Annotated in this window: 12 protein-coding genes; 10 read left to right on the forward strand and 2 right to left on the reverse strand. The window is 56.3% G+C overall.

Features of this window, described 5'->3' with window-relative positions; all coding sequences use genetic code 11:
• Nucleotides 1-5: 5 nt before the first annotated feature.
• The 7 genes from tolB to IFT53_RS06020 all read left to right on the forward strand — a co-directional run bounded on the left by tolB (nt 6) and on the right by IFT53_RS06020 (nt 8,669).
• Nucleotides 6-1,319: a Tol-Pal system beta propeller repeat protein TolB gene (gene tolB, locus IFT53_RS05990; protein WP_042617516.1), complete on the forward strand. Its 1,314-nt coding sequence runs from the start codon at nt 6-8 to the stop codon at nt 1,317-1,319.
• 209 nt (nt 1,320-1,528) lie between these two features.
• The gene (pal, locus tag IFT53_RS05995; protein WP_192064423.1) at nt 1,529-2,062 is read left to right on the forward strand and encodes a peptidoglycan-associated lipoprotein Pal; all 534 of its coding nucleotides are present in this window, start codon (nt 1,529-1,531) and stop codon (nt 2,060-2,062) included.
• A 156-nt stretch (nt 2,063-2,218) separates the two neighbouring features.
• Nucleotides 2,219-3,214, forward strand: coding sequence for a tol-pal system protein YbgF (gene ybgF, locus IFT53_RS06000; RefSeq protein WP_192064422.1), 996 nt, complete (start codon nt 2,219-2,221; stop codon nt 3,212-3,214).
• Between the two features lie 37 nt (nt 3,215-3,251).
• Nucleotides 3,252-4,541, forward strand: a complete 1,290-nt coding sequence (gene tilS, locus IFT53_RS06005; protein ID WP_342365795.1) for a tRNA lysidine(34) synthetase TilS — start codon at nt 3,252-3,254, stop codon at nt 4,539-4,541.
• A gap of 155 nt (nt 4,542-4,696) precedes the next feature.
• Nucleotides 4,697-6,643, forward strand: a complete 1,947-nt coding sequence (gene ftsH / locus IFT53_RS06010) for an ATP-dependent zinc metalloprotease FtsH (protein ID WP_042617514.1) — start codon at nt 4,697-4,699, stop codon at nt 6,641-6,643.
• 209 nt (nt 6,644-6,852) lie between these two features.
• Complete coding sequence (gene glmM / locus IFT53_RS06015; protein WP_192064420.1) at nt 6,853-8,205, forward strand: phosphoglucosamine mutase; 1,353 nt, start codon at nt 6,853-6,855, stop codon at nt 8,203-8,205.
• 35 nt (nt 8,206-8,240) lie between these two features.
• Entirely contained in the window at nt 8,241-8,669 is a 429-nt protein-coding gene (locus tag IFT53_RS06020) for a GNAT family N-acetyltransferase (RefSeq protein ID WP_244656255.1), read from the forward strand.
• A 92-nt stretch (nt 8,670-8,761) separates the two neighbouring features.
• On the opposite strand, the gene IFT53_RS06025 is transcribed toward IFT53_RS06020, so the two are convergent.
• Nucleotides 8,762-10,624, reverse strand: a complete 1,863-nt coding sequence (locus tag IFT53_RS06025; RefSeq protein WP_192064491.1) for a putative bifunctional diguanylate cyclase/phosphodiesterase — start codon at nt 10,622-10,624, stop codon at nt 8,762-8,764.
• A gap of 533 nt (nt 10,625-11,157) precedes the next feature.
• Here IFT53_RS06025 and IFT53_RS06030 point away from each other — a divergent pair.
• Nucleotides 11,158-11,958, forward strand: a complete 801-nt coding sequence (locus tag IFT53_RS06030; protein ID WP_042617511.1) for an outer membrane protein — start codon at nt 11,158-11,160, stop codon at nt 11,956-11,958.
• A gap of 70 nt (nt 11,959-12,028) precedes the next feature.
• On the opposite strand, the gene IFT53_RS06035 is transcribed toward IFT53_RS06030, so the two are convergent.
• Nucleotides 12,029-12,607 (reverse strand): DoxX family protein, encoded by a 579-nt coding sequence (locus IFT53_RS06035; protein WP_192064419.1) that lies wholly within the window; start codon nt 12,605-12,607, stop codon nt 12,029-12,031.
• 234 nt (nt 12,608-12,841) lie between these two features.
• Between IFT53_RS06035 and IFT53_RS06040 the strand changes: the two genes are divergently transcribed.
• Both IFT53_RS06040 and serA read left to right on the forward strand, forming a co-directional pair.
• Nucleotides 12,842-14,020, forward strand: a complete 1,179-nt coding sequence (locus tag IFT53_RS06040) for a phosphoserine transaminase (protein ID WP_192064418.1) — start codon at nt 12,842-12,844, stop codon at nt 14,018-14,020.
• A gap of 75 nt (nt 14,021-14,095) precedes the next feature.
• Nucleotides 14,096-15,691, forward strand: a complete 1,596-nt coding sequence (serA, locus tag IFT53_RS06045) for a phosphoglycerate dehydrogenase (protein WP_192064417.1) — start codon at nt 14,096-14,098, stop codon at nt 15,689-15,691.
• The last annotated feature ends 22 nt before the right edge of the window (nt 15,692-15,713 follow it).

A 15,713-nucleotide genomic window follows, 5' to 3' on the forward strand; every position in this document is an offset into this window, starting at 1 on the left:
TCTCAATGACCAAGTTCTCTTTCCTGCGTGCGTTGACGGTAGCCTGTGGCATGCTGTTTTCGTTCGTTGCAGTTACCCCGGCCAGTGCTGAAGTTCGAATCAACATCAACAAGGGCAATGTTCAGCCGCTGCCAATCGCCATTACCGATTTCATGTCGGCTGATGGAATCGGTGCGCAGGTGTCGCAGGTTATCGCGGCTGACCTCCAGCGTTCCGGGTTGTTTGCGCCCATCAACAAGAATGCGTTCATCGAAAAGATCAGCAATCCTGACCAGCAGCCACGGTTTGAAGACTGGAAGGTCATCAACGCGCAGGCACTGGTCACGGGTCGTGTGACGAAGGAGGCCGATGGTCGCCTGCGCGCCGAGTTCCGCCTTTGGGATACGTTTGTGGGTCAGCAGATGAGCGGCCAGCAGTTCTTTACGCAGCCTGAAAACTGGCGGCGCGTCGCTCACATCATCGCCGATGCGATCTATGAGCGGGTCACCGGTGAAAAGGGTTACTTCGATACCCGCGTCGTGTTCGTGTCTGAAAGCGGACCGAAGACTGACCGCAAGCGTGCCCTTTCGATCATGGATCAGGACGGTTTCAACGTTCGCAACCTGACCACGACCAAGGATCTGGTTCTGACGCCGCGCTTTTCGCCAAGCCGTCAGGAAGTGACCTACATGTCGTTTGAGGGCCAGCAGCCGCGCGTTTATCTGTTACAGCTGGAAACCGGACAGCGTGAAGTTGTCGGCAACTTCCCCGGCATGACATTCTCGCCTCGCTTCTCGCCTGATGGACAGAAGGTCATCATGAGCCTTCAGCAGGAAGGCAACGCCAATATCTATACGATGGACCTGCGCTCGCGCACCACGACACGCCTGACCAACACCGGCGCCATCGACACGGCACCATCCTACGCGCCTGATGGTCAGCGCATCGCCTTTGAAAGCGACCGTGGTGGCCGCCAGCAGATCTACGTGATGAATGCCGATGGTTCCGGCCAGACGCGCATTTCCTTCGGCGATGGTTCCTATTCCACGCCGGTATGGTCTCCGCGCGGCGATCTCATTGCCTTTACCAAGCAGTCGGGCGGCAAGTTCTCCATCGGCGTTATGAAGCCGGATGGTTCGGGCGAGCGCATTTTGACGTCTGGCTTCCACAATGAGGGGCCAACCTGGGCGCCGAATGGCCGCGTTCTGATGTTCTTCCGCCAGAATGCAGGCTCCGGCGGTCCTCAGCTCTACTCCATCGATCTGACGGGATATAACGAGCAGCAGATCAAGACGCCGACATTCGCGTCTGACCCTGCCTGGTCGCCACTTCTCGACTAACCCAGCTTATGGAGGTCCGCTCTTGTTGCGGGCCTCCATATTTCCTCAGCATGTCGCATCGGGGCATGTCTTGTTTTTTGCTGCAATTTGGTTGTGAGGGCGCAAAAAATAAGGCATTTCCTTTCTGTTAACCATAATCGTTTGGGGGCAATTAACTGCATTCGGTTATTGTCTGGCAACGTTACTGAATTTCTAAGGAGAGACCGGCTATGAGCCGTACAAACACTTCGGCACTCGGCCGGATGCAGAAAATTGCCCGTAACCCGGCCATGATCGCTCTGACGCTCGCGCTTGCGCTGGCCGGTTGCGCCAACAAGAAGAACATGCCGAACAGCGCTGGCGAGCTTGGCCTTGGCGGCGGTGCCGGTTCTGCGACGCCTGGTTCTGCACAGGACTTCACCGTCAATGTCGGCGACCGCATCTTCTTCGACACGGACTCGACATCGATCCGCGCCGACGCACAGCAGACCCTGCAGCGTCAGGCTCAGTGGCTGGCCCGTTATCCCAACTACGCCATCACCGTTGAAGGCCATGCCGATGAACGCGGTACACGCGAATACAACCTTGCGCTGGGTGCACGCCGTGCAGCCGCAACCAAGGAATTCCTCGCTTCGCAGGGTGTTCCTGCAAACCGCATGAAGACCATTTCCTACGGTAAGGAACGTCCTGTTGCTGTTTGCGACGACATTTCCTGCTGGTCGCAGAACCGCCGTGCGGTCACTGTTCTCGGTGGCGCTCGCTAAAACCTCTCGCGATTGTGTGATGATGATTGACAGGCGGTCCTCGGGCCGCCTTTCTTTTTTCCATAGTTTGGCCGAACTTAAGTTGCTTTTTGACGCCAGATGGAAAAAATCCGGTTTTGCGTCGTTGGGGCGCAAATCAACCAGACAGGACGCAACATGAAGAAACTTGTCGTGGCGGGAATGCTGGGGCTTGCAGCCTGCACCGGCTTGAGCGGCGTGGCCGTCTCAGGTCCGTTGTTCGGTTCAGGTGGGGCCTTCGGCACGTCGAACACGCAAAATGCACCCGTGATCAATGTGCAGGCAAGCGAAACCTATCGCGTACAGCAGCTTGAGGAGCAGATCCGCCAGCTGAATGGCCGCATTGAGGAAATGAGCTTCCAGCTTTTGCAGATGCAGGAAACGATCCGCAAGGCACAGGAAGACAACGAGTTCCGTTTCCAGGAACTTGAAGGCGGCAAGGCCGCCGCACCTGCGCCAAAGAAGAAGGCTGAAGCCGACATTCCATCGGCTGGTCCTCAGGACGATGTCGCATCCATCATTGAAACGCCGTCCGAGGGCGGCGCTTCAATGGGTGGTGGTGACATTGGAGTATCACCACGCGCTAATGCAGCACCCGGCGAAACGACGCTGGGGTCTATCGAGCTTGATTCCCGTGGGGCGCCCGTGGGCGGATCGCTGAACTCCGGTGCCAACAACTCTGCCGGTGCGTTGCCTGGCGTTGAAACCGGACGCTCTTCCAGACCTGATCCCGTCAACACGGCAGCGCTGACCAGCGAAAACGACATCTATCAGGCGGCCTACAGCAATGTTCTGTCTGGCGATTACAAGGCGGCGGAAAAGGGTTTTGAGCGGTATATCCAGGGCTATCCCAAGGGAACGAAGGCTGCTGATGCCAACTTCTGGCTGGGCGAAGCTCAATATAGCCAGGGCAAATTCACCGATTCTGCCAAGACGTTTCTGAATGCGCACCAGACCTACAGCAAGTCGCCAAAGGCACCGGAAATGCTGTTGAAGCTTGGCATGTCACTGGCTGCTCTCGACAACAAGGAAACGGCCTGCGCAACCCTGCGTGAAGTGCCAAAGCGTTACCCCAGCGCCTCCAAGACCGTTCTGGGCAAGGTTACCAGCGAACAAAAACGCCTGAGCTGCTAAGACGGTGACGACCGCTTGTCATGGCAGGTCGTCTTTGGTGACGCCGATTGCGCCTCTTTTGGCTGCGCGGCAGTTCATCGACAAGATTTCAAAACCCACGACGATTCTCGCTGCCGTTTCCGGTGGCAGCGATTCCACCGGATTGCTCATCGCGCTTCAGCTTGCCTTACGCGAAGCGGGCAGGAGCGACGTTCAGCTTCATGCCGTCACGATCGATCATGCTCTGCGCTCCGAATCCGCCATGGAAGCACAAGGTGTGGCGCGGCTTTGTGAGCGCATCGACATCCCGCACCATATTCGCCGATGGGATGGAGATAAGCCGAAGAGCGGTGTTTCCGCAGCCGCACGACTTGCCCGTTACGGGCTGATTGGGGCGGTTGCGGAAGACATTGGCGCGGACTTGGCTGTTGTCGGCCACACGCTGGGCGATCAGCAGGAGACGATTGCCATGCGCAGCGCCCGAAGCCAGCGGGCAGACAATCTTGGCCTCGCAGGCATGGCGGACGGTGTTCTCTACGACCGTCGCCTTTGGATCTTGCGACCATTCCTGAATTGCACGCGGCAGGATATCAGGGATTTTCTCTGTGAGCAGGGGCTTACCTGGTACGATGACCCCAGCAATGATGACATGAAATACGAGCGCGTTCGGATGCGCAAGGTGGCATCCGGGATGTTGATTGATCGCTCAATCAACCGGGCTGAACTCTCGGAGCTGGCAGCGCAACTGATTGAAGACTATGGCATATCGGATGGCGGCAATATTTTTGCGTTGAAACGGGAAGCGTTCGATGCTGATCCAGCAACGCTGCGCTACGCTTTGTCAGTGCTCGCCTGTGTTGCTGGTGGGCGGCGCTTTGCGATGGCGGCTGACAGCATGGACAAGATGATGGCCTGCGCCACGCCAGAGGGTGTGGGCAAGATGACGGCTGGGCGGGTGATGTTCGACCGCCGGAAAGACGTCCTTTATCTGGTGCGCGAGGAGAGAGGGATCGAAACCTTGCAGGTTTCCGCCGGTGAGACACGGGTGTGGGACGAGCGCTTCGAGATCAAGAATAATTTTGCATTTGATATGGTCGTGCGGGCCTGTGGCAAAGAGGCGCAGGGCGCTGGTGTCGTAACCGATTTTCCTCCCGGGGTTGTTCGTCGCGCACGGCAGGCAATGCCGATGTTCGAGGGGCAGCAAGGGCAAGTATTGTCTGCCGGAAATGTGGAATGGCGCCGGATGATTGCTCCCTATGACCTGTTTCTTCCGCGCTTTGATCTGACGCTTGCAAATGCAATTGCGGGGCTTGTTGGCCGCGAAGCCTATCCGCTTGCGCCGGTCTAGCGCCGCTTGCGCATTTCACACGGGTTTTTCGCAGAGTTTTTACCTCAAATTGCATCTGATGCCCCCACCTGCCTTGGCAAGGGCAACTGTCGTCCTTATGTTAGGCACAACATAATGGCGGGCACGCATTTGCCCGTTGCAGTTCGGGGAGTTCAATGAACCCAAATTTTAGAAATTTCGCCCTGTGGGCCGTGATCGCACTGTTGCTGATTGCGCTTTTCAGCATGTTTCAGACGTCGCCCTCGCAGTCGAGTTCGCGTGACATTCCCTATTCGCAGTTTTTGCGCGATGTTGATGCCGGGCGGGTGCGTGAAGTCACCGTGACCGGCAACCGGGTTCTGGGAACATACACCACTGAAAACGGCACAGCCTTCCAGACATACTCACCCGTCATCGATGATTCGCTGATGGAGCGTCTGCAGAGCAAGAACGTGACAATCGTTGCGCGCCCCGAAAGCGACGGTTCGTCCGGCTTCCTGAGCTATCTTGGTACATTGCTGCCCATGTTCCTGATCCTCGGTGTGTGGCTGTTCTTCATGCGCCAGATGCAGGGCGGTTCTCGCGGAGCCATGGGCTTTGGCAAGTCCAAGGCAAAGCTTCTGACCGAAGCGCATGGCCGGATTACGTTTGACGATGTTGCAGGCGTTGATGAAGCCAAGCAGGATCTGGAAGAAATCGTCGAGTTTCTGCGTGACCCGCAGAAGTTCCAGCGTCTGGGCGGCAAAATCCCGCGCGGCGTGCTTCTCGTTGGTCCTCCGGGTACGGGTAAGACGTTGCTGGCACGCTCCGTTGCGGGCGAAGCCAACGTGCCTTTCTTCACGATCTCGGGTTCGGACTTCGTTGAAATGTTTGTCGGCGTTGGTGCTAGCCGCGTGCGTGACATGTTCGAGCAGGCGAAAAAGAATGCGCCTTGCATTATCTTCATCGACGAAATCGATGCCGTTGGTCGCCACCGTGGCGCCGGTCTTGGCGGCGGTAATGATGAGCGCGAACAGACACTGAACCAGTTGCTGGTTGAGATGGATGGTTTCGAAGCCAATGAAGGAATTATCCTGATTGCTGCGACCAACCGCCCTGACGTTCTTGACCCCGCCTTGCTGCGTCCGGGCCGTTTCGACCGTCAGGTCGTCGTTCCTAACCCTGACATTGTTGGCCGTGAGCGCATTCTGAAGGTTCACGCCCGCAACGTGCCTTTGGCACCGAATGTCGATCTGAAGGTTCTGGCTCGCGGTACGCCCGGTTTCTCCGGTGCGGATCTGGCCAACCTCGTGAACGAAGCTGCCCTGATGGCTGCGCGCCGCAACAAGCGTGTGGTGACCATGGCTGAGTTTGAAGATGCCAAGGACAAGATCATGATGGGTGCGGAACGCCGCTCTTCCGCCATGACCGAGGCCGAAAAGAAGCTGACTGCTTACCACGAAGCTGGCCACGCCATTACCGCGCTGAAAGTGCCGGTGGCTGACCCGTTGCACAAGGCCACGATCATTCCGCGTGGTCGCGCGCTGGGCATGGTCATGCAGTTGCCGGAAGGCGACCGCTACTCCATGAGCTACAAGTGGATGGTTTCGCGTCTCGTCATCATGATGGGTGGCCGCGTGGCAGAAGAACTGACCTTCGGCAAAGAAAACATCACCTCGGGCGCGTCGTCTGACATCGAGCAGGCCACGAAGCTTGCCCGTGCGATGGTCACACAATGGGGCTTCTCCGACGCGCTTGGACAGGTTTCCTACGGTGAAAACCAGCAGGAAGTGTTCCTGGGTCACTCGGTTTCGCAGTCCAAGAATGTTTCCGAAGCCACGGCGCAGACCATCGACACGGAAGTGCGTCGTCTGATCGACGAAGCCTATACCGAAGCACGCCGTATTCTGACGGAAAACCATGATGGCTTTGTTGCCATTGCGGAAGGCCTGCTGGAATATGAGACTTTGACGGGCGAAGAAATCAAGGCGCTGATCCGGGGTGAAAAGCCAGCCCGCGATCTGGGTGACGATTCGCCGGGTCGCAGTTCCGCTGTGCCGAAGACCGGCGCGAAGAAGGATGGCCCAACCGACGCCAAGGGCGACGGTGAGGCGGAGGGTGGCATGGAGCCGCAGCCGCGCTGATCCTCAAAATTTTGCTGATATCAAGGGGCCGTCCGTAACAGGGCGGCCCTTTTGCTTTGCTGTATGCCTGCGTCAATCTCAGCTGGTAACAACATATGTTTGCTCTTTGCGGTAATTGACGTGCTGTGCTGCGCCTTTTATGGCATCTAGCCGGAAAGCTTGGCGGACATTGGGGTGTCTGTCGTGCGCGGGACAAATCTGGAGTTCACATGACACGTCGCTATTTCGGAACCGATGGTATTCGCGGGCAGTCCAACGTCTTTCCAATGACGCCTGATCTGGCCATGCGGGTTGGAATTGCCGTGGGCACCATTTTCCGCCGTGGCCATCACCGCCACCGTGTCGTGATTGGCAAGGACACACGTCTTTCCGGCTATATGCTGGAAAATGCGCTGGTTGCCGGTTTCACCGCTGCTGGTCTGGATGTGTTTCTGCTTGGCCCCATTCCCACGCCTGCGGTTGCCATGCTGACCCGGTCCCTGCGCGCTGATATCGGCGTTATGATTTCTGCTTCGCACAATCCTTTTGCCGATAATGGCATAAAGCTGTTCGGCCCTGACGGTTACAAGCTTTCCGATGAGTTGGAGCTTGAGATCGAGGAGCTGCTGGACAAGGACATCTATTCGCAGCTGGCCAAGCCAAACGAGATTGGCCGCGCCAAACGCGTGGATGGCGATATTTATCGCTACATCGAATTCGTCAAGCGCACGCTTCCACGGGACGTGACGCTGAGCGGTTTGCGCATCGCCATCGATTGTGCGAATGGCGCCGCATACAAGGTGGCTCCGGCTGCTCTTTGGGAGCTGGGTGCTGAGGTGGTGACAATCGGCAACGAGCCGAATGGCACGAACATCAATTTAGAATGTGGTTCGACACACCCCGCCGCTCTTCAGAAAAAAGTCCACGAAGTCCGTGCTGATATCGGCATCGCGCTGGATGGAGATGCCGACCGCGTCATCATCGTTGATGAGAAGGGCGAGATTGTCGATGGCGACCAGCTGATGGCAACGATTGCGGCAAGCTGGGCGGACGACAAAATCCTGCGCGGCGGCGGCATCGTCGCAACGGTCATGTCCAATCTTGGTCTCGAGCGTTTCCTCGTGGACAAGGGCATGACCCTTGCGCGCACCAAGGTTGGTGACCGCTATGTGGTCGAGCATATGCGCAACCATGATTTCAACGTGGGTGGTGAGCAATCCGGCCATATTGTGCTGTCAGACTATGGCACGACCGGCGATGGCCTTGTCGCAGCGCTTCAGGTGCTGGCGCGGGTCAAGCGGTCTGGCCGGACGGTTAGCGAAGTCTGCCGCAAGTTCGAGCCTGTGCCGCAATTGTTGAAGAATGTCCGCACGACAGGCGGCAAGCCGCTGGAAAACCCTATTGTGAAGCAGGCCATTGCCGACGCGGAAAGCGCACTGGCCAATAAGGGCAGGCTGGTCATTCGCCCGTCCGGCACAGAACCTCTGATCCGCGTCATGGCGGAAGGCGACGATAGTGCCCAGGTGGAGCGCATCGTCAACGAATTGGTTGGCGTGATTGCCAATGCAAAGACTGCCGCATAGGGCACCACAAGCAGAGGCATTTCAAAGGGCATCCATTGTCTGTAGCTGTTGAAATTGAATTCATGCCCGATGAGCTTACGCGTAAGCTCATCGAACACGGACTTGACGAGTTCAACGGCACCAAGGCCGGTTCTGACAACTCTGAAGATCTGTGGGTGATCGCACGCGACGCCGCCGGTGACGTACGGGGCGGTCTGAAGGCAAGAAGTCACTATTCCTGGATGTCAATCGACTGGTTGTGGGTATCAGAGTCCAGTCGAGGTTCAGGTCTGGGTAATGAACTGATGAACAAAGCCGAGGCGGTCGCTCGCGAATGTGAATGTGTGGGTGCATACGTCAGTACATACAGTTTCCAAGCCCCCGACTTCTATCGATCTCGCGGTTACGAGGAATTCGGCCGGATCGATGGATTCCCACCGGGTCATGCATGTATTTGGTTGCGTAAGACTTTCTCCGAGTGCTAATTTCTTTGAAATAGGCTCAATCTCGGTCTTGGATTTTCTGTAGAAACTTTCGGTTCCGGCTGTCGCTAGCGGTGTAACCTGCAATGCAAGGTTTACGCTCTGCGATAAAAGTCCTGCTGGCGCTCTTCTTCTGACGCAAGAAAGGCTTCGATCATTGCATCTGGCATGGGGCGAGAAAACAGGTAACCCTGGACCAGATTGCCGCCAAGGCTGCTGATAACCGCCATTTCCTCTTCTGTCTCGACGCCTTCCACAATGGCATCCAGCCCCATTTCGCGGCTGAGGGTGAGAACGGATCGCACGATCTTTTCGCTCGCCGGGTTCTGCTGGATGCCGCGGACGAAGCTATGATCGACCTTGATCTTTGTCAGCGGCAGGGAGTGAAGCGAGGTCAAGCTGGAATAGCCGGTTCCAAAGTCATCCAGCGATATGCCGCAGCCTATCTGGCGCAGCATTCCGACGGATATTCCGGCCTGCCGCGTATCATGGATAAACGCTGTTTCTGTGATTTCGAGGTCGAGGCGTGAGGGGTCGAAGCCGCTGGTCTCGATGATGGCGATGATGCTTAGAACCGCTTCCGGGCTGTTTAAATCCTGCGCCGAGAGATTGAAGGATAGCGTCAGATGGTCAGGCCATTTGCAGGCCGCATCCAGTGCTTTTTTCAGGAGCGGGCGCGTCAGCGTGCTGACAATTCCGGCGCGCTCTGCGATTGGAACGAACTGGCCGGGTGAGACATTGCCGAGAGCGGCGCTCTGCCAGCGGGCCAGTGCTTCGAAACCGGTTGTTCGGCGGCGGGCTACGTCCACGATGGGCTGGAAGACCACGGAGAGTTCGCTTGCAAGATCAGCCTGTTTCAGGACCTGTTCTATCAGGGCATCCCGATGGATTTCTGCAACATGAAGCGCTGTGAAGAGTGTGCTGTTGCCACGTTTGCTGCGCTTGCCGTGGTAGAGCGCGTAATCGGCGCGGTCAAAGAGCTCTTCCGGGGAGGATGCCAGATCGGGGAAGACGGCGATGCCGATGGAGCCCGAAATCATGATGGTGGCATCTGGCAGGTGGAACGGCGCGCGCAGCAGTTCACACATGTGGTTGCCTTCGCTGACGACACAACGTTCGCTGGGGCAATCCGAGATGACAAAGGCAAATTCATCTCCGCCGAGACGGGCGAGAAAGACGTCGCTGGATGAAAAATTGGCGGTGAGGCGGTTGCTGACCTCTACCAGCAGGCGGTCTCCGGACGAATGTCCATAGAGATCATTGACGGGTTTGAAGCCATCCAGATCGATGACGCCAACGGCCAGCCGCGTGCTGTTTTCCGTCGCGACCGTGAACGCCTCTGCCAGGTGTTTGAAAAATGCACGGCGGTTGGGCAGCTCTGTCAGGCTGTCAATGTTCGCCAGGCGCAGGTTCTCGTTGCTGAGTGCCTCGGTTTTGTGCTGCGCGCTGATCATGTTTTCGAAATTTCGATAATTGACCACCAGCACGGCCAGCATGCCGAAACTGACAAGAAGAATGTTAACGGCAATGGCAATGAATGTTGCCTGACCCGTGGCGGTGAAAAAGACGATGAAGGTGCCGTTGACGAGAATGGCGACGAAGAACGCCGCCGAGCGCACGTGCATGAGGCAGAAAATGCAGGATATGACCGTGATCGCCATATAGAAGGCTATATGCGATTGCTGGTAGGCGTCGCCATAGGGGTAGAGCAGGAATGACCAACCTGTGAAGGCCGTGGATATGACCACGGCCAGTTTTTGCGTCCGCTTCAATGCGACACGAGCTTCATGAGCTGTGGGAATGAGATCGCGCGACTTCCACCAGAAAGCGACCCTGATAGCGCTGATGGCGGTAAGAACCGCAGGCACGATGATGGTGAGCCAAAGTGGTGCAACGGGAAGGTGTGTGACAGCCAGCGCCCAAGTGCTCGACATGAGAATGAAGTACATGATCGGCATTTGTCTGCAAAATGCGCGGTACTTCGCGATAAGCAGAACTGGATCACGATCCGATATCTCAAAAAACTCGATCAGGAGCTTCACTTGCGCGTTCAACGAATGGTAACCTTGAGCAGCTGTTGAAACGACCTGCGACACGGCGTGGCGAGCTCGCTAAGGGATGGAATTCCCTGTCTTATCAGAGCATCATGCCTGACCTAATCTTGATATACACTGGCGAAACTTAGCTTGTTCTCATGATAGAGAACTATTGTTGTTATAAGCTCAACAATATTAGGTAACAAAACATTACCGCTTGCTTATGCCGGTGATGTGGTGTGTGAGGGATAGCCTCAGCATTTCCGGCCCGTCGTCGCGATTTTGGTGCGTGTCCTATAAATTAGTTAGATAGTATTAACCGAGTTTCTTAGCGAAGTTAGACAGAATAGGTCACGTTTTAACGGTGATTTAACCAATTTCCTTCAGGCTTCATAAATGAACAAGTTCTCGAGTATGGGCGCATCTGGTGCCATACCGCTTATGGAGCCGCCGTTATGAAAAAGAGCCTGATTGGTGTCGTCGCTGCTTTGATGGCATGCCAAACTGCTTCCGCAGCAGACGTTTATCAGCAGGAACCAGCGCCAGCATTTGTTGACAACGCGCCTGAAGTTCAGGTTCAGCAGGCCAGTGGCTGGTATCTGCGTGGAGATGTTGGCTATTCCTTCAACAAGTCCCGTGGTGCAGACTATCTCCGCACCGATTCCGGTAGCCCGGTGAATTACAGCTTCACGAACAAGTCCGTGGAAGACAACTTCCTTTATGGTGCGGGTGTTGGTTATCAGGTCAACAACTACCTGCGGACGGATTTGACGTTTGACTACATGGCTAAATCGAAGTTTAGCGGCAATGGCCCGCTTATCAATGGTGTGAACTCGTCAGTTCGTGCCTATTCGTTGATGGCCAATGCTTATGTCGATCTGGGAACCTATGGCCGCATAACCCCCTATCTCGGCGCTGGTATCGGTGGCGCCCACGTCAAATGGGACAAGTTGTCGAGCTGCGGTAACTGCGAAATCGATGGCGAGGGTAACTGGCGCTTCGCTTACGGCTTGATGGCCGGTGCCTCGATCGATGTCACCTGTAACCTGAAGGCCGACGTTGGCTATCGTTTCCGCCAGATCGGCAGCGGCAGCATGTTCGGCACGAGCGGCTCCGGTCTGACATCTGCAGGCCGTGACAAGGGTCTGACCTCGCACGAAATTCGCGTTGGTGGCCGTTACGTCTTCAACGGTTGCGATACTGCCCAGTACATTCCGCCAGCCGATATTCCGCTTCAGCCAGCCGTCTACAAGTAAGCCGTCTTTGGACAAAAGACACCGCTCGCATTCTTCACGATGCGGGCGGTTTTTTTATTCTAGATCACGATTAGAATTGCTTCCTGAACAGTTTGTCCAACGACCAATATCCGCCGCCGAAGGCCGCGAAAAGGGCTGCGCCGCCAGTCCAGAACAGCGAGGCGAGCTCTGCCTTTGTCTGGACCTGTTCAAGAAAGACCGTGCCGCCATCTGCCAGTCTACGCAGGCCCTGGGGTGTGAAGAAGGTTTGATCCGCGGCCTTTAGTGCCTCCATGCCCGCTTCGGTCAGCAACGCATGGCCGTAGGGATTTGCGAAGTGGAACCAGAGGGTGATGGCGAGCATGACCATGTTTGCCAATGCGACAGGGCGGGTGAGCAGCCCAAGAGCGATGAACATTCCGCCGAAAAACTGCAGTCCTGCCAGTGTCGGCGACCAGAGCCAGCCGGGATAGAAGCCGAGGTTTTCGACAAATCCAACCTGTGCGAAAGGTGCGAGGATCTTGGGATATCCCTCGATAACCAGCATTCCACCAATGGCGACACGCATGGCGGTCCATGCCAGGGGCTGGGCAAATTTATCGTAAAAACCCGACAGGAATGGCAGAAGCAGTGTTTTGCGGGCGTTTGAAAAGGGAGCATTATGAGGCATATCAATATCTCTTTCGTCGGTGACGATGGAGAAACTGCCCCTTTTGCTGCGGGTTTGATTTGACTTATGTCAACATGAAAGTGAAACGGCGCCAAGCTATAGCTTATGCCGCAGATAGGCCGAGAATTTCACCTTGAGCGACATAATCCGCTTGACTGTGACGACCGAGACGAATAGCAACGCTGTCAGGACACTCCACCCTAACGTGGGGCGCCTATCTGGAAGGATAGTCAAATGACAGATATAGTGAAGCCGGACACCCGTCCGAACAATACGCATTTCTCTTCTGGTCCTTGCTCCAAGCGCCCCGGTTGGTCGCTGGAAGCCTTGAGCGACGCACCTCTTGGTCGCTCGCACCGCGCCAAAGTTGGCAAAGCCAAGCTGAAGCAGGCCATTGATCTCACCCGCGAAGTTTTGAATGTTCCAGCCGATTACCGCATCGGTATCGTTCCTGCATCTGACACCGGCGCTGTTGAAATGGCGCTTTGGTCGTTGCTTGGTGAACGTGGCGTGGACATGGTTGCCTGGGAAAGCTTCGGTGCCGGTTGGGTGACCGATGTCGTCAAGCAGCTGAAGCTCAAGGACGTTCGCAAGATTGAAGCCGATTACGGCCTTCTCCCTGACCTTTCCACTATCGATTTCGACCGTGACGTGGTCTTCACTTGGAACGGCACCACATCGGGTGTTCGCGTTCCTAACGCCGATTTCATTCCTGCAGACCGCAAGGGCTTGACCATTTGCGATGCGACCTCTTCCGCATTTGCACAGGACATGGACTTCTCCAAGCTCGACGTCGTGACCTTCTCCTGGCAGAAGGTTCTGGGCGGCGAGGGTGGCCATGGCGTCATCATCCTTTCACCACGCGCTGTGGAGCGTCTGCTGTCTTACGCACCGGCATGGCCTTTGCCTAAGATTTTCCGCATGACTTCGGGCGGCAAGCTGATTGAAGGCATCTTCACCGGCGAGACGATCAACACGCCATCCATGCTCTGCGTCGAAGACTATATCGATGCGTTGCTCTGGGCCAAAGATCTCGGCGGCCTCAACGCGCTGATGGCGCGTGCCGATGCCAATGCGCAGGTCATTTTCGACTTCGTGGCCGAGCATAACTGGATTGCCAATCTGGCCGTTGTGGACGAAACGCGCTCCAACACGTCCGTTTGCCTCAAGATCGTCTGCAAGGATGTTGCAGCGCTTGACGCCGCCGCGCAGGCCGATTTCGCCAAGGGCATGGTGTCCCTTCTCGAAAAGGAAAACGTGGCTCTGGACATCGGTGCTTACCGCGATGCGCCATCCGGTCTTCGCATCTGGGCCGGTGCAACCATCGAAACGGCTGATATGAAAGCCGTCATGCCTTGGCTCAAGTGGGCATTCGAAACGCAGAAGGCTGCGACCTTCAAGGCTGCTGCCTGATTTTATCCGGCCCTGCCACGGCAGGGCCGCGCATTTTCGCTTTCAAGACTGAACCCTTTTCAAGGAGCCCACACAATGGCACCTCGCGTACTCGTATCTGACGAACTGTCGGAAACCGCCGTCCAGATTTTCCGCGATCGCGGCGTTGAAGTTGATTTCCAGCCAAAGCTTGGCAAGGACAAGGACAAGCTGGCCGAAATCATCGGCAATTATGATGGTCTTGCTATTCGCTCTGCCACCAAGGCAACGGAAAAGCTGATCGAAGCAGCGACCAACCTGAAGGTCATCGGTCGCGCCGGTATTGGCGTCGACAATGTCGATATTCCAGCGGCCTCGCGTCGCGGTATCATCGTCATGAACACGCCTTTCGGCAACTCCATCACGACTGCCGAACACGCCATTGCGCTGATGTTTGCCGTTGCCCGCCAGCTGCCAGCTGCTGACGCCTCCACGCAGGCCGGCAAGTGGGAAAAATCGAAGTTCATGGGTGTTGAAATCACCGGCAAGACGCTCGGCGTTATCGGTGCTGGCAACATTGGCGGCATCGTGTGCTCGCGGGCGCTCGGGCTGAAGATGAATGTTCTGGCCTACGACCCCTTCCTTTCGCCAGAACGTGCGCAGGAAATGGGCGTGACCAAGGTTGAACTGGACGAGTTGCTTGCTCAGTCCGATTTCATCACCCTGCATGTTCCTATGACCGACAAGACGCGCGGCATTCTCGGCGCTGAAAACCTTGCCAAGACCAAGCCCGGCGTTCGCATCATCAACTGCGCCCGTGGTGGTCTGGTGGATGAAGCAGCTCTTGCTGCCGCCATCAAGTCCGGCCATGTTGCCGGTGCCGGTTTTGACGTATTCGAGGTTGAGCCTGCGACCGAAAGCCCACTGTTTGGCTTGCCGAATGTTGTGTGCACGCCGCATCTGGGTGCATCCACCACGGAAGCACAGGAAAATGTGGCTCTGCAGGTTGCCGAGCAGATGTCGGACTACCTCGTCAAGGGTGCCGTTTCCAACGCCATCAACATGCCGTCGATTACCGCTGACGAAGCGCCGCGCCTGAAGCCTTTCATCAAGCTTGCTGACGTTCTTGGTTCTTTCGTGGGCCAGGTGCAGGAAAGCGCTACGAAGGAAATCGAAATCCTTTATGATGGCGCAACCGCCAACATGAACACCAAGGCGCTGACATCGGCTCTTCTCGCCGGTCTCATTCGCCCGCAGGTGTCTGACGTGAACATGGTTTCCGCGCCCATCATGATCAAGGAAAAGGGCATTATCCTTTCCGAAGTCAAGCGCGACAAGACCGGCGTTTACGACGGCTTCATCAAGCTGACGGTCAAGACCGAGAACCAGATCCGTTCTGTTGCCGGAACAGTGTTCTCGGATGGCAAGGCACGTTTCATCCAGATCAAGAACATCAACATGGATGCCGATGTCGGTCAGCACATGATCTACATCACCAACACCGACGTTCCCGGCATGATCGGCTTCATGGGCATGACGCTGGGCGAAGCGGGCGTTAACATTGCCAACTTCCAGCTGGGTCGTGAAAAGGAAAGCGGCGACGCCATCGCGCTTCTCTATGTCGATGGTCCTGTTTCTGAAACGGTGCTGGACAAGCTGCGCGCAAATCCTGCCATCCGTCAGGTCAAGTCGCTGTCCTTCAACATCGACTAAGTCCTCGCGCTTTTCGATTGCT

The organism is Rhizobium sp. CFBP 13644 (assembly GCF_014842165.1).
GTDB lineage: Bacteria > Pseudomonadota > Alphaproteobacteria > Rhizobiales > Rhizobiaceae > Agrobacterium > Agrobacterium tumefaciens_C.